General features: G+C 62.2%; 18 protein-coding genes. 2 read left to right on the top strand and 16 right to left on the bottom strand.

Annotation, left to right across the window (positions count from 1 at the left end; genetic code table 11):
- Positions 1-23: 23 nt before the first annotated feature.
- From AD670_RS07900 to AD670_RS07885, 4 genes are read right to left on the bottom strand one after another with little or no spacing between them, the layout of a single operon-like run.
- Complete coding sequence (locus AD670_RS07900) at positions 24-740, bottom strand: ABC transporter ATP-binding protein (protein ID WP_053130195.1); 717 nt, start codon at positions 738-740, stop codon at positions 24-26.
- Positions 733-1,506, bottom strand: coding sequence for an ABC transporter ATP-binding protein (locus tag AD670_RS07895; RefSeq protein WP_053130193.1), 774 nt, complete (start codon positions 1,504-1,506; stop codon positions 733-735). Before AD670_RS07895 ends, AD670_RS07900 begins: the two co-directional genes overlap by 8 nt.
- Positions 1,503-2,588 carry an ABC transporter ATP-binding protein gene (locus AD670_RS07890; protein ID WP_053130190.1) on the bottom strand — a complete coding sequence of 362 codons (1,086 nt, stop codon included), beginning with the start codon at positions 2,586-2,588 and terminating at the stop codon, positions 1,503-1,505. Before AD670_RS07890 ends, AD670_RS07895 begins: the two co-directional genes overlap by 4 nt.
- A complete protein-coding gene (locus tag AD670_RS07885; protein ID WP_053130224.1) occupies positions 2,585-3,532 on the bottom strand; it encodes a branched-chain amino acid ABC transporter permease in 948 nt (315 codons plus the stop codon). The genes AD670_RS07890 and AD670_RS07885 overlap by 4 nt, the downstream gene beginning before the upstream one ends.
- A gap of 172 nt (positions 3,533-3,704) precedes the next feature.
- On the opposite strand from AD670_RS07885, the gene AD670_RS07880 reads away from it, so the two are divergent.
- Positions 3,705-4,601 (top strand): LysR substrate-binding domain-containing protein, encoded by an 897-nt coding sequence (locus AD670_RS07880; protein ID WP_053130187.1) that lies wholly within the window; start codon positions 3,705-3,707, stop codon positions 4,599-4,601.
- A gap of 40 nt (positions 4,602-4,641) precedes the next feature.
- Here AD670_RS07880 and AD670_RS07875 read toward each other — a convergent pair whose 3' ends face one another.
- On the bottom strand, positions 4,642-5,655 hold the full coding sequence (locus AD670_RS07875; protein ID WP_053130184.1) for an ABC transporter substrate-binding protein: 1,014 nt from the start codon (positions 5,653-5,655) through the stop codon (positions 4,642-4,644).
- A 165-nt stretch (positions 5,656-5,820) separates the two neighbouring features.
- Here AD670_RS07875 and AD670_RS07870 point away from each other — a divergent pair, with 165 nt between their 5' ends.
- Positions 5,821-6,252 carry a hypothetical protein gene (locus tag AD670_RS07870; protein WP_053130183.1) on the top strand — a complete coding sequence of 144 codons (432 nt, stop codon included), beginning with the start codon at positions 5,821-5,823 and terminating at the stop codon, positions 6,250-6,252.
- 9 nt (positions 6,253-6,261) lie between these two features.
- Here AD670_RS07870 and AD670_RS07865 read toward each other — a convergent pair whose 3' ends face one another.
- The 11 genes from AD670_RS07865 to AD670_RS07815 all read right to left on the bottom strand — a co-directional run bounded on the left by AD670_RS07865 (position 6,262) and on the right by AD670_RS07815 (position 17,125).
- Complete coding sequence (locus AD670_RS07865; RefSeq protein ID WP_053130180.1) at positions 6,262-7,206, bottom strand: class I SAM-dependent methyltransferase; 945 nt, start codon at positions 7,204-7,206, stop codon at positions 6,262-6,264.
- Positions 7,207-7,217: 11 nt separating this feature from the next.
- Positions 7,218-8,591 carry an iron-containing redox enzyme family protein gene (locus AD670_RS07860; RefSeq protein ID WP_053130177.1) on the bottom strand — a complete coding sequence of 458 codons (1,374 nt, stop codon included), beginning with the start codon at positions 8,589-8,591 and terminating at the stop codon, positions 7,218-7,220.
- Positions 8,592-8,791: 200 nt separating this feature from the next.
- Entirely contained in the window at positions 8,792-9,868 is a 1,077-nt protein-coding gene (locus AD670_RS07855) for a chemotaxis response regulator protein-glutamate methylesterase (RefSeq protein ID WP_053130174.1), read from the bottom strand.
- A complete protein-coding gene (gene cheD / locus AD670_RS07850; protein ID WP_053130171.1) occupies positions 9,831-10,364 on the bottom strand; it encodes a chemoreceptor glutamine deamidase CheD in 534 nt (177 codons plus the stop codon). Before cheD ends, AD670_RS07855 begins: the two co-directional genes overlap by 38 nt.
- The gene (locus AD670_RS07845; RefSeq protein WP_053130168.1) at positions 10,361-11,173 is read right to left on the bottom strand and encodes a protein-glutamate O-methyltransferase CheR; all 813 of its coding nucleotides are present in this window, start codon (positions 11,171-11,173) and stop codon (positions 10,361-10,363) included. Before AD670_RS07845 ends, cheD begins: the two co-directional genes overlap by 4 nt.
- Positions 11,174-11,182: 9 nt before the next feature.
- Positions 11,183-11,722: a chemotaxis protein CheW gene (locus tag AD670_RS07840; RefSeq protein ID WP_053130165.1), complete on the bottom strand. Its 540-nt coding sequence runs from the start codon at positions 11,720-11,722 to the stop codon at positions 11,183-11,185.
- Positions 11,723-11,758: 36 nt separating this feature from the next.
- Positions 11,759-13,417 (bottom strand): methyl-accepting chemotaxis protein, encoded by a 1,659-nt coding sequence (locus tag AD670_RS07835; protein WP_053130162.1) that lies wholly within the window; start codon positions 13,415-13,417, stop codon positions 11,759-11,761.
- A 30-nt stretch (positions 13,418-13,447) separates the two neighbouring features.
- Entirely contained in the window at positions 13,448-15,484 is a 2,037-nt protein-coding gene (locus tag AD670_RS07830) for a chemotaxis protein CheA (RefSeq protein ID WP_053130158.1), read from the bottom strand.
- Between the two features lie 41 nt (positions 15,485-15,525).
- Positions 15,526-15,813 carry a lipid asymmetry maintenance protein MlaB gene (locus AD670_RS07825; RefSeq protein ID WP_053130154.1) on the bottom strand — a complete coding sequence of 96 codons (288 nt, stop codon included), beginning with the start codon at positions 15,811-15,813 and terminating at the stop codon, positions 15,526-15,528.
- Positions 15,814-15,835: 22 nt separating this feature from the next.
- Positions 15,836-16,204: a response regulator gene (locus tag AD670_RS07820; RefSeq protein ID WP_053130151.1), complete on the bottom strand. Its 369-nt coding sequence runs from the start codon at positions 16,202-16,204 to the stop codon at positions 15,836-15,838.
- A gap of 9 nt (positions 16,205-16,213) precedes the next feature.
- The gene (locus tag AD670_RS07815; protein ID WP_371263177.1) at positions 16,214-17,125 is read right to left on the bottom strand and encodes a methyl-accepting chemotaxis protein; all 912 of its coding nucleotides are present in this window, start codon (positions 17,123-17,125) and stop codon (positions 16,214-16,216) included.
- Positions 17,126-18,502: the final 1,377 nt, after the last annotated feature.

Raw genomic sequence — 18,502 nt, 5'->3', positions numbered from 1 at the left:
ATGGGTGTTTTTTCATCGAGCCGTTATTCACCGAGGTAGGCGCTGCGCACCTCGGGGTGTTCAAGCAAATCTGCGGAGGGCCCGCTGAGGCTGATGCGGCCGGTGTCCATCACATAGGCACGGTCGGTCACTTGCAGGGCCAGCCGCGCGTTCTGTTCCACCAACAGCAGGGTCATGCCCTGGCGACACACGTCGTCGATCACCTGGAAGATTTTTTCCACCATGATCGGCGCCAGGCCCATGGACGGCTCATCGAGGATCAGCAAACGCGGGCGTGACAGCAGCGCACGGGCCAGGGCGAGCATCTGTTGCTCACCGCCCGAGAGCAGGCCGGCGGACTGCTGCAGGCGCTCTTCCAGGCGCGGGAAGTGTTCGAACAGCTGGCGCATTTCGCGCTGCACCTGCTCGTTGTCACGGCGTAAAAACGCACCGGACTGAAGGTTCTCCAGCACGCTCATGCGCGCAAAAATCCCGCGCCCTTCCGGGACCATGGCGATGCCCTGGCGCAGCAACTGGTCCGGCGCCTGTCCGAGGATCGAGCGCCCGGCAAAGCGGATTGCACCCTGGCTGGCCGGCAGCAGACCCGTCATTGCCTTGAGGCTGGAGGTCTTGCCCGCACCGTTGGCACCGATCAGCGTGACGCGCTCACCCTCGGCAATGTGCAAATCCAGGGATTTGACCGCCTCGATGGCGCCGTAGCGCACCTGCAAACCCTCGACGTTCAACAAGGCTTCAGACATGGGCACTGGCTCCCAGGTAGGCCTGGATCACTGCCGGGTGCTGGCGCACTTCGGCGGGTGGCCCTACGGCGATGACTTGGCCGTAATCGAGCACGCTGATACGGTCGCATACGCCCATCACCAGCTTCACGTCGTGCTCGATCAACAGCAGGGTATGGCCGTCGTCGCGGATCTTTTCCAGCAGGCCGCGCAACTGCACTTTTTCACTGGCATTCATACCCGCCGCCGGTTCATCCAGGGCCAGCAGGCGCGGTTCGGTGGCCAATGCGCGGGCGATTTCCAGGCGGCGCTGATGGCCGTAGCTCAAGCTGTCGGCGCGATAATGGGCGAACCCCGCCAGCCCGACATACGCCAGCAGGCGATGAGCATGGGCACGGGTTTGGGCTTCCTCGTCGCGAGCACGACGATGCCGGCTCAAGGCGGCCCACAGGCCATTGCGGGTGCGCACGTGGCGCCCGACCATGACGTTTTCCAGGGCGCTCATGGCATTGAACAAGCGGATATTCTGAAACGTGCGGGCAATGCCGGCTTCGGCCACCTGATGCACGCTGGTCGGCTGGTACTCCCGGCCATCGAGCTGGAAGCGTCCGGAATCCGGGGTATAGAGGCCGGTCGTGACATTGAAGAAGGTGGTCTTGCCCGCGCCGTTGGGGCCGATCAGCCCGTAGATTTCGCCGGGCTGGATACTCAGGCTCACATCGGTCAACGCCGCCACGCCCCCGAAGTGTTTGTTGACCCGGTCAATCTGCAACAGAGGTGCGTTCATCGTGCCACTCCTTTGGGCCACAGCCCGGCGGGTCGATAGAGCATCGCCAGGATCAACGCGAGGCCGTAGAACAGCTGGCGGATGATTTCCGGGTCCACCAGCACTTGGCCGAACAACGCCTGCTGCAACGGGCCCATGCTCGCGCGCAACGCTTCAGGCAACGCGGCCAGCAGTACGCAGCCGAGGATCACCCCCGGGATATGGCCCATGCCGCCGAGCACCACCATCGCCAGCACCGCAATGGACTCGTTGAGGGTGAACGATTCCGGCGAGACGAAGCCCTGGAACGAGGCGAACAGCGCGCCGCTCACCCCGCCGAACGCGGCGCCTATTGCAAACGCCAGCAACTTGAGGCGCACGGTGTTCACGCCCATGGCCTCGGCCGCTTCTTCGTCCTCGCGGATCGCCACCCAGGCACGGCCGATGCGCGAGCGCTCCAGGCGAATGCAGGCAAACAGAATCAGCACCACCAGCGCGGCGAACAGGTAGTAATAGAGGTACACCGACGGCAGGCGCAGGCCGAACAGTTCCTGGGTACGGCCCAGGTTCACGCCGAGCAGGTTCACCGGATCGACCTGGGCGATGCCTTTGGGGCCATTGGTGATATTCACCGGGCGGTCGAGGTTGCGCAGCAGGATACGGATGATCTCGCCAAAGCCCAGGGTGACGATGGCCAGGTAGTCACCGCGCAGGCGCAAGGTCGGCGCACCCAACACCACGCCGCACCCCGCCGCGAGCAAGGCGCCCAGGGGCAGGATCAACCAGATCGAGGTGTGCATGCCCGCCGGCAGCAACGCCGCCAAGGCTGGAAACTGTTGCAGCAAATGGGGCGACGACAGCAACGCGGCCAGGTAGGCGCCCACCGCGTAGAACGCGATGAAACCCATGTCCAGCAGACCCGCATAACCGACCACGATGTTCAGGCCAAGGGCGAGCATGATGTACAGCAGGGCAAAATCCAGGGTCCGCACCCAGGTGTTGCCACCGGCGTGGCCGACGATCCACGGTGCCAGTACCAAGGCCACGGCGAACAGCAGCAGGCCCAGGCTGGCGCGTTGATTGGAGGTGAGTGCGTTGATCATGCGCGGGTCGCCAGACGTTCGCCCAACAGCCCGGAAGGACGGAACACCAGCACCGCGATCAGCACGATAAAGGCAAACACATCCTGATAATTGCTGCCGAACACCCCGTTGGTGGCGGCGCCCAGGTAGCCGGTGCCCAGGGCCTCGATCAGCCCCAGCAACAGGCCGCCGAGCATGGCGCCCTTGAGGTTGCCGATACCGCCCAGCACCGCGGCGGTGAAGGCTTTGATCCCCGGCAGAAAGCCCATGTAGAAATGCGCACTGCCGTAATTGCTGGCCATCATTACCCCGGCCAATGCCGCCAGGGCGCCGCCGATGGCGAAGGTGAGCACGATGACCCGATTCGGGTTGATACCCATCAGACTCGCGACCTGGGGGTTTTCCGCCACGGCACGCATGGCCCGGCCAAAGCGCGTGCGCTCTACCAGCACCAGCAGCGCGACCATCACCGACAGCGCGATGGCGATGGTGGTGAGGGCCGTGGCGTTGGTGATAGCGGGGTGCGCGGAGGCGCCGGGCAGTACTTCGATGGGTTCCAGCGGCAGCAATTGCGGGAACATTTGCGGGTTGCGGGTCCAGACCAGCATCGCGATGGTTTGCAAAAGCAGCGACACCCCAATGCCGCTGATCAACGGCGCCAGGCGCGGCGCGTGGCGCAGCCGGCGATAAGCGACGCGCTCGATCACCACCGCCAGCACCGCACAAAACGCCATGGCAACCAGGGTGGCCGCCAGCAACACCAGCACCGGCGGCAATGCCGGCCAGGTCGCCTGCAACAGGCGAATCACCGACAGGCCCACAAGCGCGCCGATCATCAGCACATCGCCGTGGGCAAAGTTGATGATGCGCAGGATGCCGTAGACCATGGTGTACCCCAGGGCCACCAGCGCGTAGAGACTGCCCGTCATCAAGCCGTTGAGCAGTTGTTGGATAAACCCATCCATGAAGACCATCGACCTCAGTGCGTACAAGGGCGGCACACTAAGCATCTATTCTGTTTTTATCAAATATCAGAAAGTTATAGGGTTATACCAAAGCGATAACAGGCTATTTATGCCGTAAATACGGCACTTATGGCTCTTTATTTAGGTTGAAACTTGGTATTTAATTCAATACATGAATAAATCAGAACAATTAGCCAATGACCCTCCCCTGCGTGCCGTGCGGACGTTCGAAGCGTTTGCGCGCCATGGCGGGGTGAATGCCGCCGCGCGCGAGCTGGACGTGTCCGCCTCTGCCATCAGCCATCAACTGCACCTGCTGGAAGATTTCCTGCAACAGCCGCTGACCCTGCGTCAGGGCCGCAACCTGGTCCTCACCGATGAAGGCCGCGAGTACTACCGCGCCATCCGCTCGGCCTTTGCCGTGCTGCGCAGCGCCACCGAACACGTGCGCGAGAAAAGCGCCACCCGCCAGGTGACCATCAGCCTGATCCCGCTGTTTGGCATCAACCTGTTTATCCCGCGCCTGGCGAACTTCCTCAAAGACCACCCGGCGCTGGACATCAACGTGACCTACGCCAACCACCGCAGCTACCCCAGCGATGCCGCCGACCTGTCGATTCGCTTCGGCACCGGGCACTGGCCGGGCTATCACAGCGAGCCGCTGATCTCCGGCGCGGTGACCCCCTATTGCAGCCGCAGCTTTTTCGCCCAACACGGCCCCATCGACACGCCCCAGGCCTTGAGCGAACTGCCGTTGCTGCACGATGAAGAACGCGGCACCTGGGGCCAATGGTTCGAGGCAGCCGAGGTCGACACCACGGCGCTGAATGGCTTGCTGCTGGAAGACGGCCAACTGGCACTCACCGCCACCCTCACCGGCCTGGGCTGCGCGTTGCTGCGCGCGCCGCTGGTAGCGCCCCATGTGGCCAGTGGCGAGTTGGTGAAGCTGTTTGATCTGGAGGTCAATGATGGCCGCCAGTATTACCTGTGCCGGCGAGCCAACAGTGAGTTGTCAAGCGAGGGGAATGACTTGTATGACTGGATCAAACGCAGCTTGAATGCGGTATAGGCATTGTGAAGATCCAAATGTGGGAGGGGCGGTTTACGGGTCAGCTGCCGTTACCGCCATGGGCCTCTTCGAAGAAGTAGTCCTTCCAGCTCGCCGCCTTGTTTTTCAGTACGCCCAGTTCCTGCAATTTCTCGGCATAGATATAGGTGCGCTGCGGCACGATGGTGAAGTCGATTTCCGGGTCCTGGACGATTTTTTCCACCAGGTCCAACGGCAGCTTCGACTGCTCTACGCGGATGTACGCCTTGGCCGCTGCGGGTTTGTCGGCCTTGATGATCTGCTCGGCTTCGGCCAGCGCGGCGTAGAACGCCTGGTAGGTCTTGGGGTTTTCGTCGTGGAATTTCTGCGTGGTGTACAGCACGTTGAACGTCGCCGGACCACCAAGGATGTCGTAGGAACTGAGTACCTTGTGCACGTTGGGGTTCAACAGTTCCTGGTACTGGAACGGCGGGCTGGAGAAGTGCGCGTTGATCTCCGAACCACCGGCAATCAACGCGGCGGTGGCGTCGGGGTGGGCCAGGCTGATGGAGATGTCATCAAATTTCTTGTAGTTGGCATCGCCGAACTGCTTGGCGGTTTCAATCTGCAAGGTGCGCGACTGGAAACCCACCCCAGCGGCGGGCACGGCGATGCGGTCTTTCTCGGTGAAGTCCTTGAGGGTCTTCACCTTGGGGTTGTTGCTCAGCAAGTAGTTGGGCATCGAGCCCAAGGAGGCGATGGCCTTGACGTTCTGCTTGCCCTTGGTACGGTCCCACAGGGTAAGCATCGGCGGCACACCGGCCGACACCACATCCAGGGCACCGGCCAGCAGCGATTCGTTCATGGCGGTGGCGCCGGAAATGCTGTTCCATTCCACCTGGATGTCCAGGCCCTGGGCCTTGCCGTGTTTTTCGATCAGGTGCTGGTCGCGTACCACATCGAGGATCAGGTAGCCGATGCCGAATTGCTGGGCGATGCTGATCTTGCCTTCGGCCTGGGCACCGGGGCTGAGCAAGGCGCTGGCGGCGGCGAGGGACGCGGCCAGGAGGGTCAGGGAGGAACGCTTGAAAGTCATGGGGAATCTGCCGCGTTTTCGAGAAGGTGATGGAGCGTAGCGGCGCTTTTTTAGACAGCAAAAGAATATCGGGGTCTATTGTTATGCAAATACCCCCAAAATGGCGCGCGGCTGGTATTGTGCCGCGCTTTGAAAAAACAGCCGCACACTGCGAGGAAATGCACGTTGAACACTGACGAAAAAATGACCGGGGACCTGTTCGAGGTGGATAAGCGCCTGTCACTCAAACCCGTGGTGGACTTCAACAGCTACCTGCGCAGCGCCTTCGGCGATGGTCCGTGCACCTGCATACGTTGCACCGCCAGCGGCGGCGATGAGAGCGGCTACGCGTTCCGGCACACGTTCAGCTTCGACGGCAAACCGACCCAGCGCCGCTTTGCCTCTACGGCGGGCAGTGATGTGTTGATGGCGCTGAAAAAGGCCTGGTTGTCGTTCACCAAGGCTGAGCTGCCTTCGAGTGGCGCGCTGGCGCTGGAGACGGTGAAGGAGTTTGTCGAGCCGCAGTTGCACAAGCGCCTGGCGCCGCTGCTCCTCGCCAGTGAATTGGTCAAGGACGTGGACGGCGAGTTGCACCTGCTGCCACAAACCACGGCCTGAACATAGCCGTCAGCGTAGACGGGTGGCGGTGAGCGCCACCACTGCGATCCGCTCCACACGCTCATAGCCGGGTTTGGCCAATTCTTCGCCGAATACATCGGGGTCCAGTTCGCGGTAAGTCCAACCGTAGGCATCGCTGTCCAGCAACGGCTTAACAGCGGTCAGGAACGGGTCTTCCCCGGCGACAATCGCCACGCCGGTGTAGAGCACCAGGCTGCCGCCGAGGGCCAGTCGCCCCAGGGACTCGCCAGCGATGCGCACCGACAGTTGCTCGCCCAGTGCCCCGCCGCCATGCCGATAGGCACGCTGGCGGTCGTCGTTCATATAGGGCGGGTTGGCGACGATCAGGTCAAACGTGCCTTCGACGCTGCCCAGTACATCGCTGTGGTACACGGTGACGTTCGCCAGCCCCGCCAGCTCGGCATTCACCGCCGTCAGGCGCAGGGCGCGTGGGTTGATGTCCACCGCCAGCACCTCGGCGTCAGGCCGCGCCCGGGCGACCACCAACGCGCCTACACCAGCGCCGCAGCCGATGTCCACGGCGCGTTTGATCGGCTCGAAGCGCTGTTGCAAATGGGCTTCGATCAGGTGCGCAAACCGATAGCTGTCAGGCCCGAAAAACACCGCGTCTGCCTGCGTGGTGGGGTACGCCGAGTGGGCAAACAGCAGGTCGTCCAGGCTCGACCACCGCACCGCACTGCGCCACAGCGCATCGTGCTTTTCGACCACATCGGCCTGCTGCAGCTCCTCACAAAACGCTTCGGGCAACAGCGCGTTGTCAAACGGCAGCGACCAGCCGAACACATCGCGCAGGTCCCTCGCCAGCGGCGTCTCCAGGCGCTGAAAAAACCGTTCATGGGTCAACGGCGTTGGCGTGATGAACCGGTAGCCGTTCTCCTTCAAGCCCCGACCCAGATTCAGCAGGGCGCGGTCGGCGAGTGGTTGTGCAGACATGGGGGATTTCCTTAGCGCAGGCGCGCGCGCAGTTGGATAAAGCGGCGAGTGGCATACAACCCGGCCGGCGTGCAGTGGCGTCGTGCTGACAGCCATGGAATCAGCGCATTGAGCTGCTGTTCATCGGGCAATTTCCACAGCGAATCGACCAACGCCTGGGTGTCCGGGTCGGCCGGGCGGTGCTGCTCGCGGGAGAAGCGGCTGCCGCGTCCAGGGCGCACTGGAGCCACGCGTTGAGCGCTGATCCAGTCGCCCGCAATCCAGTCGTGCAGCAGCTGTTTCTCATAGCCGCTGAACACACCGAACATCGCCGCGCCCGCGCCTTCGATCAACTGCCAGAAGCGACTCTCGGCTGGATCCTGGTTGCGCTTGATCCAGCCCTTGTCTTCCAGGGCCTGGAGAAACGCGCCGATCTGCCCTGGCTGGGCCAGCCATTGGTTGACGGTCTTGCCCTCAAAGCGGCAGTAATCGGAATGCATGTGCTGGCCGAAGGTGCGCTTGCGTTCAAGCATGGCGACCACTTCGTCATGCAGGTTGAAGGCGTTGATAACGGCGGTGGTCCCCGGACCGAGGTCGTTAAGGCGATACCCCTCGGCCACGCGTCGATAGAAATCCTCCCTGCCCTCGCCCAATGGCAACAGGTTCAACACCGACTGCGCGGCCTTGCAGGCATGCCCGCTACTGGCGTTGTCGATGGTGACGTGGAGGGTGAAGTAATACGGGTCGATGCCCAGTTCGCTCAACTCATACGCGGTGATCAGCAGGTGCAACGGCAACTGCTCATAACCGAGGTTGAAACCGATGATCTCCGGCAGGAAGTCGTCGGCACACAGACCCAGCGCCAGTTGCAGGGCGCCTTGCAGGTAGTGCTCATCCTCAAGGCCGGCGTCGCTGTCGGCATCATGCTCGCTGAGTAATTTGCGGTAGATCACCACATGGTTTTGCGCCGCTTCGCCGTCACCCAACTCTTCCAGGTATGTGGTGAGCAGGCCGTCGAAGCGCGGGTCGTGCCAATGGCGCAGCAGGCCATTGAGCCAGGCACCGTCGACCTGTTTGGTCGGCGCCACGCGCTGCAGGAAATACAACGCATGGGCCTTGTTCTGGAAGTAGCGACGCGGCCGGCCCTGCTGGCGTTGCTCCAGGTAATCGGCGTAGGCCTGGGCGACGTCGGCGCAGCGCTGTTCGATCCAGGCCGGCAGTTGTTCAGGTCTCTGGGGCAACTCACTGGGCGCGTCGCGCACCTGCGCCAAGTGCGTGCGTAGAAACTCCCGCGCAACCTCTTCACCGCCAGGGGTTTCGCCATACAGGTGTTGGTACAACCGCTGGTACTGACCCGGTTGGGTGATGGAGGCCGGCTGGCCCGAGAGCGCTGTAAGAAGCGTCATGATGGCAGTTTCCGCAAAGTCCGATGCAACCAGGCCTCCCGACAAGGAGGCCCCGCAAGCGCGCTCAACAGCACACGCGTCTAAAGTGAAGAGCCTGCGGGCATGCTGAAAATTCAATCGGGGTTGTGCGGGTGCGGATCAGTGGTCGTCGGTCGCCCACGGCGCGGGTTCTGGCGTAGCGCAAAAGCCGGCGCTCAACGTCACTTATACAAGATCGCCTGATGGATATCCTCCAGCGCCAGGATGCGCTGGGCAGCGTTGAGCTTGATGGCCTCCTTGGGCATGCCAAACACCACGCAACTGGCCTCGTCCTGGGCCACCGTGGCGGCTCCGGCGTCAAGCATCTCCTTTAGCCCCCGCGCGCCGTCGTCGCCCATGCCGGTCATGATGATGCCGGTGGCGTTCTTGCCGGCGAACTTGGCCACCGAGCGAAACAGCACATCCACTGACGGCCGGTGCCGGTTGACCAACGGTCCATCAATGACCTGGGCGTGATAATAGGCGCCGCTGCGGGTGACCATCAGGTGCTTGCCGCCAGGGGCGATCAGGGCCAGGCCAGGCAGGATGCGGTCATTGTTGCGCGCTTCGCGCACCTCGATCTCGCATAAGCCGTTGAGGCGCTCGGCAAACGAGGCAGTGAATTTTTCTGGCATGTGCTGCACGATCACCATGCCTGGGCACACCCTCGGCAATGCCGTCAGTACCGCCTCCAACGCTTGGGTGCCGCCGGTAGACGTGCCGATGGCGACGATACGCTCGGTGGTCTGTGCCATGGCATGGCCATTGGCGGCAGGCAGGATCGCATCCGCACTGAGCTTGCTGGCCGGAGCCAGTGCCGGGATGGCGCTGCGCTTGCCCAGGTTCTTGACGTTGGAGTTTGCGGCTGCACGGATGGCTGCCACCAACTCGGCCGCCGACTCGATCAGAAAATTCTTCAACCCGGTAGTCGGCTTGGTGATGATTTCCACCGCGCCCGCCGACAGCGCCTGCAGGGAGGTTTCCGCGCCTTTCTGGGTCAGCGAGGAACAGATCACCACCGGTGTCGGCCGCTCGCTCATGATTTTCTTGAGAAAGGTGATGCCGTCCATGCGCGGCATTTCCACGTCCAACACGATCACATCGGGCCATTCCCGGGCGAGTTTGTCCATGGCGAAAATCGGGTCGGAGGCGGCGCCCATGACGTGAATATCCGGCGTATCGCTGAGAATCGCCAGCAGTACCTGGCGCACCACGGCCGAGTCATCGACGAGCAGCACACTGATTTTTTTGGTAGGCATCTTGTTGAATTGTTCCCATTGGTTGGTGCCGAACCCAGACGTTGCCGTTCCACAGGTCGAACATGATCGTGCGGTAACCGGTACTGCCCATATCCTGGGCGGTCAGGTGCAGGTGATAGCGCTCGGCCAGGGCCAGCGCTGCGCGAATATTCAGGCTGGCCACGTCCTGCGTTGGCAGGCGGCGCTGCAGATCAGGAAACATTTTGCCGCCGCCGAACAACTTGACCTGGTAATCCCGTGCATGCGTGCCATTGACCTCGGCGTGGCGCAGCAGCAGTTCCAGGGCTTCATCGGCATATCGGCCGTCCAGGGGCTGATGGTCGCGCACGCGCCCAGGCAGCATGAAGTGACACATGCCGCCGATCAGCCGTTGCGGATGCCAAAAGGTGATCGCCACGCAGGAGCCGAGCAAGGTGCGCAGGCGCGTCGGCCGCGTCGCAAAGCTGACCTGGCCAGGGGCCAATACCACTTCGGCCGTACCGACGGGCTTTTTCATGGCTTGCGGTAAATCGAGGGTGCCACCAGCTTCAAGGTGTCATTGACGCCGTGGAGGCTTTCCGAGTGACTGATGATCAAGTAACCGCCGGGTTTGAGCAGCGGCAGCAGGCGCGCGACCACCTGGCTCTTGGTTTGCTGATCGAAATAAATCATCACGTTGCGCAGGAAGATCACCTCGAACGCCCCCAGGGCCGGCAGCGCTTCGTTAAGGTTGACCTGGACAAAATTGACCCGGCTACGCAAGGCCTTGTCGATCAGGAAGGTGCCCTCCTGGCGACCAATACCCTTGAGGCAGTACTTGGCCAGCAGCGGCTGGGGCAATGTCTCGGTGCGTTCCATGGAGTAATGGCCAGTGCGCGCCTTGGCCAGCACTTGGGAGCTGATGTCGGAGCCGACCACTTCCCAGGGCGTGGTGCCGAGACTTTCGGCCAGCGTCATCGCCAAGCTGTAGGGCTCTTCGCCCGAGGAGCTGGCCGCGCTCCACACGCGAAACACCTTGCCCGGCGCCGCCTGGGGCAGCACCTGCTGACGCAGGAAGTCAAAGTGCTTGGGCTCACGAAAAAAATAGGTTTCGTTGGTGGTCAGCAAATCCAGCGCAACCTGCAGTTCGCCCTTGCGCTGGTCATTCATGATCAGCTTGAAATACTCACCATAGCTCTGCAGTTCATAGTGCTTGAGGCGCTTGAACAGGCGCCCGGCCACCAGGGCTTTCTTGGCCGGCGACAGGTTGATGCCGGCCGCGCGGTACAGCCAGGTCTGGAACTGACCGAACTCACGATCGTCGATGGAGACGGTGGTGTCTGCCATGGTCAGGTCTCAACGCGGATCGAGGTCGAGGGCCGGCGCCTGGCCGGCCTCGGCGAGGCTGGACATCTCATCGATGGACAGCACCTTGTCCACCTCCAGCACGATCACGAACTTGCCGTCGACCTTGGCCATGCCGCTGATGAAATCGGCGCGAATTCGCGCGCCGAAGTTGGGTGGCGGTTCGATCTGCGTGGCCGGGATCTCCCGCACGGCAGACACCGTATCGACCAGCAGCCCGATGTCCTGGGGCTGGCCATCCTCGGTACTCGCCTCGATGATGATCACGCAGGAGCGCCGGGTGATCGCCGAGTTGGCCCGGCCAAAGCGCGCAGACAGGTCGACCACCGGCACCACCGCGCCGCGCAGGTTGATCACCCCGCGCACGAAAGCGGGCATCATCGGCACCACGGTCAGGCTGCCGTATTCAATAATTTCCTTGATCCCCAGAATGCCGATGGCGAACATTTCGCCGCCCAGCATGAAGGTCAGGTACTGCGCATCCTCATCTACCGTCACTGCGGTCTGCCGAGTCGTCATTACTGCGCCCATGTCACTCTCCCTTTTAGGCCCGTATTGATCGTGCGATCAGAAGCGAGTGAAATCCGCTTCGTCCGGGGCACTGGCCATGGTGTAGGCGAACGCCTTGCGCTGCGCCGGTGGTTTTGGGCGTGGGGCCTGACGGTTGGGCTTGCTGCCCGGGCTGTCCACGCTGCTGCTTTGAACCGCGGCCTTGGGCGCTGAATCCAGCACGAAGAAGCTCATGGCCTGTTGCAGTTGCTCGGCCTGGCTGCTCATTTCTTCGGCCGTGGCCGCCAGTTCCTCGCTGCTTGAGGCATTTTGCTGGGTCACCTGGTTGAGCTGGGTCATCGCGGTATTGATCTGCGCGACACCGGCGGCCTGCTCCTCGGACGCAGCGCTGATTTCCTGCACAAGGTCGGACGTCTTGTTGATGGAAGGCACCATTTCGTCGAGCAACTTGCCGGCTTTCTCGGCCATGTCCACGCTGCTGGAGGACAGTTCGCCGATTTCCTGGGCGGCCACCTGGCTACGTTCAGCCAGCTTGCGCACTTCGGCGGCGACCACCGCGAACCCCTTGCCGTGCTCGCCGGCCCGCGCGGCCTCGATGGCCGCATTGAGCGCGAGCAGATTGGTCTGGTAGGCGATGTCATCGATGATGCTGATGCGCTGGGCGATTTTCTTCATCGCCACCACCGTCTGTTGTACAGATTCGCCGCCCTCGGTGGCTTCCTTGGCGGCCTTGCTGGCCATGCCATCGGTGACCTTGGCGTTTTCGGTGTTCTGGTTGATGCTGGCGCTCATCTGTTCGACCGACGCACTGGTTTCCTCGACGCTGGCGGCCTGTTCACTGGTGGCCTGGCTCATCGATTGCGCGGTGGCGCTGACCTCCTCGGAGGCGCTGGCGAGGTTATCGGCGGCGTTACGCACTTCACCGATGATATGCGCCAGCTTGCCGACCATATTGCGCATGGCGTTGAGCACCATGCCGGTTTCATCTTTCCCACCCGGCTCGATGTGCGCGTTGAGGTTGCCTTCGGCCAATTGCTCGGCGGCGCTCGCGGCTTGGCGCAACGGGCGGGAAATGATCCGCGCGATGAATATCGCCAGGCCCAGGCCGATCAACAGGGCCGCGACCAGTACCGCGATAATCGACACACGTGCGCTTTCGTACAGCGCCGAGCCCTTCTCGCCTGCGGCCGTCGCGCCGGCGTCATTGAGCTCGACCATTTTCTGCAGGCGGGCGGTCACCTCATCAAAATGCCCCTTGGATTCTCCCCTGAGCAAACCGCGCGCCTGGGCTTCCTGGTTCTGGCGAGAAAACTCAAGCACCTGCTTGCTGCTTGCAAGGTAGGCGTCCCAAGCGCTTTTGACGCTGGCCAGGAGTTGACGATCTTCATCGTTCGACAGCAATTGCTCGTAGGTGCCCATGCGGGTTTCGAACTGCTGACGCGCCTCGCTGGCTTCGCGTTCGGCCTGGGCCTTTTCCTCGACAATATCGGTACCGATGTGGCGGTTTTCTTTCAAGCGGTAGTTGGCGGCAAAAAAACGCATGCCTGCCGCTGCGCGCATGGAGGGCATCCAGTTGCCCTTGATGTCCTGGGCGGCCTGGTTGACGGCACCGAGTTGGTGGATGGCGAAGCCGCCCATGGCGCCAGTGAGCGCCAGGACCACCAGGAATGAGCAGATCAATTTGGTGGAAATTTTAAGATCGTAGAACCACTTCATCGGGGGAACCTCCATGGAATTGCAAATGCGTCAGCGAGCGACGACCGGAGGCGATTGAGGCGCCTGGGGCGTGCGGGCTTCCAGTTGTACGATTTGGTTGAGCAGTACCGGTACATCCAGGATCAGGGCCACCGCGCCGCTGCCCAATATGGTCGAGCCGCTGATGCCGCGCAGCGCGCCGAACAACTTGCCCAGGGGTTTGATCACGGTCTGGAACTCGCCGAGCAGGTCATCCACCACCAGCCCGGCCTTATGCTCGGCGTTGCGCACCACCACCACATTCTGACGTCGGGCTACGGGCCCTTCGTGACTGAAGTGATCGCGCAGGTGCACCAGCGGCAACACTTCGCCACGCAGGTCCAGATAGCCCGTGTCGCGGCTGGACTGGCGCTGGTGTTCATCCAGCTCGATACATTCCTGGACCATGTCCAGTGGAATCACGTAGGTGGATTGGTCGATGCCGACCAGGAACCCATTGATGATCGCCAGGGTCAGCGGCAAGCGAATGCGCACCACGGTGCCCTGGCCGGGGCGGCTGTCGAGGTCGACGGTGCCGCGCAACAAGGTGATATTGCGCTTGACCACGTCCATGCCGACGCCGCGCCCGGACAGGTTGGTCACCGCCTCGGCGGTGGAGAAACCCGCTTCGAAGATCAGGTTGTAGATCTCCTGGTCGGTGAGCACCGCACCGCTGGCCACCAGCCCGCGTTCCTGGGCCTTTTGCAGGATGCGTTCGCGGTTGAGCCCGGCGCCGTCGTCGGCGATCTCGATGACGATGCTCCCCGAGTCATGGTAGGCATTGAGGCTCAGATAGCCCTTGGCCGACTTGCCGGCCGCACGCCGCGCATCGGCGCTTTCGATACCGTGGTCCATGGCGTTGCGCAACAGGTGCATCAGCGGGTCGCCGATCTTCTCGACCACGGTCTTGTCCAGTTCGGTTTCCGCGCCGCTGATGCTCAGTTCGATGTCCTTGCCCAGTTCCTGGCTGATATCACGCACCACCCGGCGGAAGCGGTTGAACGTGTCGCCGATCGGGATCATGCGCAAATGCAGGGCGCCATCGAGGATCTCTTCCACCAGCCCCGATACGGTCGAGGTGGCCTCTTGCAAGGGGTCGTTGTTACAGGAACGGGCCAGCAGGCTCGCGCCGGCGCTGGCGATGACCAGTTCGCCAACCAGATTGATCAACTCGTCGAGCTTGTCAGCGTTGACGCGCACGTAATTGCCGTCGCGGGTTTTCGCCTCGCTGGCTGCCGGACGCTGCGGTGCGGCGGTCACAAGGCCCGGCTCGACCGGCGTGTCCAACTCGCCAGCGATGGCCGCTGTGCTGTCGGGCGCTTCGTCGACGGCACTGATGTGCACTTCACAGTCGTCACGCACAAAGTCGAACACTTCGTTGAGGGTGGCGTGGCCGGCTGTCGAGCGCAGGTCGATCTCGAAGCCCAGGTAGCAGCTTTCCGGGTCCCAGCTGTCCAGGGACGGAATGCTGTCGGTCAGGGTGGTGACCTGCATCATCTGCCCCAAGGTCTCGAGGTAGCGAAGAAATGACAGTGGGTCCATGCCATTACGGAACACATCCACGCCGAAACGCAGGGAGATGTGCCAGAGCACTTCGACCGCCGCGTCGTCGGCCACCTCAGCGGTTTCGACGCTGGCAGTGGCGGTTCGCATCGGCTGATAGGCACTCAGCGCCTCGCGCAATGCCTCACCGCGCTCCAGAGCGGCAGGTGTCGGCACCTCACCGCGGTTGGCGACCACTTCGACCAGTTCGAGCATGTGGTCGCCGCACTTGAGCAGCAGCGCGATCAATGCGGCGTCCACCGCCACATTGCCTTCGCGCAGGCGGTCAAGCACGTCTTCGACGATATGCGTGAACCCCACGATCGACGCCAGACCGAAAAGGCCCGCCGAACCCTTGATGGTGTGCGCAGCGCGGAAAATCGCGCCAATGGCATCCTGGTCGTCGGGCTCGCTTTCCAATTGCAGCAGGGATTGCTCCATAGCCTGCAACAGCTCGCGCGCCTCAACGATGAATGTCTGCTGTGCCTGATCGAGATTGATGCTCACCGGGACTTTCCTTGTCGATCAAAAAACGTGGGAAGCGCTGACTATGCGGTCGTGCTGCGACACAGTTGGAGCGCCTGCATGACCACCTGGCTCTGGCCGGTCACGCTCAAGGCTGTACCGGCGATGCCGGCTTCACGCCGGATGACCGCGAGCAACTGCAAGCCGGCGCCATCCATTTCCGTGACCTCGGACAGGTCCAGTTCCAGGCGGGGTGCCGCGCCCATCTGCGGCAGCAGCGCACCCGCCAGTTCCGCTACGGTATAGATCGTAAGCTCACCATCAATGCGCACGCGGGCAGTGTCATCGACTGTGTCAGTGGTTATCGGCATGGGAGCCTCCCTGGCGCCGGGATCAAGGCAGGATCAGTTTAGACACGGCTGCCAACATCTGCGCCGGCTGGAACGGCTTGACCACCCAGGCCTTGGCGCCAGCGGCCTGGCCCTCGGCCTTCTTCGACTCCTGGGACTCGGTGGTCAGCATGATGATCGGGGTGAACTTGTAGTTAGCCAGCTTCTTGACCTCCTTGACGAAGGTGATGCCGTCCATGTTGGGCATGTTCACGTCGCTGATGATCAGGTGCACTTTCTGCCCGGTCAGCTTGCCCAGGGCATCCTTGCCGTCGCTGGCCTCGATGACGTCGTAACCGGCGCTTCTCAAGGCTATGCCGACCACTTGCCGCACGCTGCTGGAGTCGTCGACCACTAATACATTCTTCGCCATGATGTGCTCCTAAAAGAAGGTGATGTCTTGAGAGTTCTGCTGCACGGCCGCCCCTCCATGATGGAGGCGCCGTTGCTCGTCGGTGGCATAGGTGGCTTCCATGCGCGCCAGCCATTGGCGGGCGTCGACGGCCACCGGCTGGTCCGGGGTCTGGCTGGCCTGCAGGAGGTGTTCATGCAGGGCGTGCATGTTGTCTCGCACGTGGCTGAGGATCTGGCTGACCCGGTCCTGGAATTGCAGGTTGACCAGCACCTCGGTCATCTCATCCCGGATGCCGTAGCTTTCCTGCTTGAGCAGGTCGGCAGATTCGGCCAGGCGCCCGGTGATGTTCTGGAAGCGTTCGAGCACCACTTGAATACTGTTTTCGGACTCGGCCACCGAATGGCTGTCCTGGTCGGCACTGCTGGACGCGGCCTGCACCAACTGAGTAATGGCGTTATTGATGATGTCGACCTTGGCCGACATCTGCTGGCCGGTTTCACTGGATTTGCTCGACAGGCTGCGCACCGCGTCGGCCACCACCGCAAAGCCGCGCCCGGCCTCACCGGCACGCGCAGCCTCGATGGCTGCGTTGAGGGCCAGCAGGTTGGTTTGCGCGGCAATCGCCGCCACATCGGCGGCCATGGTGCGCAGTTCGCCGGTATAGGCGGTAAGGCTGCGGACCTGGGCCAGGGTCTGGTCACGGCTGGTTTGGGTGGCCTTGAGCGAATTGATCACCTGGCTCAGCTCGCTGTCACTGCGTGCCAGCGCCTCAAGCGCGCCGTCGGCGGCCTGCCCGTCCAGTTCGCCGGCCGCGTGCTGCGAGGCTTGCACCGTTTCCTGCAATCGTGCGGCGATCCCGGTGAAACGGTTGGCCAGGCTCACAATCGCTTCTTCGGTCTGATGGCGCGAGCTTTCCACCTGTTTGGCCCAGATGGGCATGGCGCCCAGCAATACCTCATCGAGCTGTGCACGAGCGGCCATGCCGTTGTGCGCCGCGTCCGCATCTGACTGATCCGCCTGCGCCTGTGCAATCGCTCGCAGCATGGCGTTGCGCTGCGAAGCCGCGCTCCAGGCACAGGCACCGATACCGATCAGCACCAGTGCCGTACAGGCCAGCAGATTGGCCAGCGAGGTTGATTGCACGAGTATCCACAAAACGGCAGGTACGACCGGGATCAAAGCGAACCAGCGAAAACGCGGATAAACGTGAAGAGGCATGCGGCTGGATTGGCGCTGGGGCATGAGTTCGATCCTTGAACGTTGTTGCGGATGTAAGTGACATAGTTGTTATCTGCGCTGTAACTGGCAACTTGAGGCGACTTAGGTGCCTTCCGTCTGGTTTATGAACCGTGGGTGACAGATCGGTCAGGTCTGGATTCTTGTTCCTGAAGGATCAGCGGTGGTTTACCGAACAGGGGGTTGTCGCAAGCGCTGGCTAGCGGGTCTGCCTTTCAGGTTGAAAAATCTCTTTGTGGTGAGGGAGGTTGGTTCCGTGGCGGCCTCTGGGCCGACCATTTTTTTTGGATTGGACCGGGTGCATATCCGTTGCTGCGGTCACGGCTGCTTAGGGTTCCGCCCTTACGGCGGGTCACTTTGGAAAAGCCCCAAAGTAACCAAAAGGCTCTTGCCCCACCACTCGGTACCTCGCCTAGGCTCGGTATGCCCTCACTCCGGCTTGAATCCGTGGGCCGCCGTCATGGGCCATCCTTGGCCCAGGACGGCTAACCCGGCGTCCTGCCGGGTTACCCACGGATTCAAGCCTGCGTTCGGCCAGCGTGGTTAACGGGGCGCCTGAGATCAAGATCAAAAGCCAGAGCCAGAGCAGATCAAAAGATTGCTGACTTCGTCAGCGGTTAAGGAAGTAGAAGCCACACCGCGTACGCTTCAAAGATCAGGTCGGCTTTAAGGCCGCCTCGCTTTGTTTTTGATCTGGGATCGCCCCGTCAAACACGCTGGCCGAACGCAGGCTTTGGAGCGTGGGTAACCCGGCAGGACGCCGGGTTAGCCGCACTGGGCCAAGGATGGCCCATTGCGGCGGCCCACGCTCCAAAGCCGGAGTGAGGGCACACCGAGCCTAAGCGAGGTGCCGAGTGTTGGGGCGAAGCGTTTTTGGTTACTTTTGGCGCTCTTCCAAAAGTGACCCGCTGTAAGAGCGGAACCCTAAGCAGCCGTTACCGCAGCAACGGATATGTACTCGGTCCAATCCAACGACATGGTCGGCCCGAAGGCCGCCACGGGAGCAAGTCGAATCGTCGCACCGCCCCTCCCACATTTGGTTATGCGACCAGACGAAAAATATCATCAGATATACGCATC

The sequence above is a fragment of the Pseudomonas sp. MIACH genome, assembly GCF_001269925.1.
In the GTDB taxonomy this organism is placed as follows: Bacteria; Pseudomonadota; Gammaproteobacteria; order Pseudomonadales; family Pseudomonadaceae; genus Aquipseudomonas.
This window is presented reverse-complemented; position numbering and strand designations above follow the sequence as displayed.

Excerpts from the sequence above, each read along its gene's own strand:
- AD670_RS07900 (WP_053130195.1), bottom strand. The coding sequence starts at position 740 with ATGTCTGAAGCCTTGTTGAACGTCGAGGGTTTGCAGGTGCGCTACGGC.
- AD670_RS07895 (WP_053130193.1), bottom strand. The coding sequence starts at position 1,506 with ATGAACGCACCTCTGTTGCAGATTGACCGGGTCAACAAACACTTCGGG.
- AD670_RS07890 (WP_053130190.1), bottom strand. The coding sequence starts at position 2,588 with ATGATCAACGCACTCACCTCCAATCAACGCGCCAGCCTGGGCCTGCTG.
- AD670_RS07885 (WP_053130224.1), bottom strand. The coding sequence starts at position 3,532 with ATGGATGGGTTTATCCAACAACTGCTCAACGGCTTGATGACGGGCAGT.
- AD670_RS07880 (WP_053130187.1), top strand. The coding sequence starts at position 3,705 with ATGAATAAATCAGAACAATTAGCCAATGACCCTCCCCTGCGTGCCGTG.
- AD670_RS07875 (WP_053130184.1), bottom strand. The coding sequence starts at position 5,655 with ATGACTTTCAAGCGTTCCTCCCTGACCCTCCTGGCCGCGTCCCTCGCC.
- AD670_RS07865 (WP_053130180.1), bottom strand. The coding sequence starts at position 7,206 with ATGTCTGCACAACCACTCGCCGACCGCGCCCTGCTGAATCTGGGTCGG.
- AD670_RS07860 (WP_053130177.1), bottom strand. The coding sequence starts at position 8,591 with ATGACGCTTCTTACAGCGCTCTCGGGCCAGCCGGCCTCCATCACCCAA.
- AD670_RS07855 (WP_053130174.1), bottom strand. The coding sequence starts at position 9,868 with ATGCCTACCAAAAAAATCAGTGTGCTGCTCGTCGATGACTCGGCCGTG.
- cheD (WP_053130171.1), bottom strand. The coding sequence starts at position 10,364 with ATGAAAAAGCCCGTCGGTACGGCCGAAGTGGTATTGGCCCCTGGCCAG.
- AD670_RS07845 (WP_053130168.1), bottom strand. The coding sequence starts at position 11,173 with ATGGCAGACACCACCGTCTCCATCGACGATCGTGAGTTCGGTCAGTTC.
- AD670_RS07840 (WP_053130165.1), bottom strand. The coding sequence starts at position 11,722 with ATGGGCGCAGTAATGACGACTCGGCAGACCGCAGTGACGGTAGATGAG.
- AD670_RS07835 (WP_053130162.1), bottom strand. The coding sequence starts at position 13,417 with ATGAAGTGGTTCTACGATCTTAAAATTTCCACCAAATTGATCTGCTCA.
- AD670_RS07825 (WP_053130154.1), bottom strand. The coding sequence starts at position 15,813 with ATGCCGATAACCACTGACACAGTCGATGACACTGCCCGCGTGCGCATT.
- AD670_RS07820 (WP_053130151.1), bottom strand. The coding sequence starts at position 16,204 with ATGGCGAAGAATGTATTAGTGGTCGACGACTCCAGCAGCGTGCGGCAA.
- AD670_RS07815 (WP_371263177.1), bottom strand. The coding sequence starts at position 17,125 with ATGCCCATCTGGGCCAAACAGGTGGAAAGCTCGCGCCATCAGACCGAA.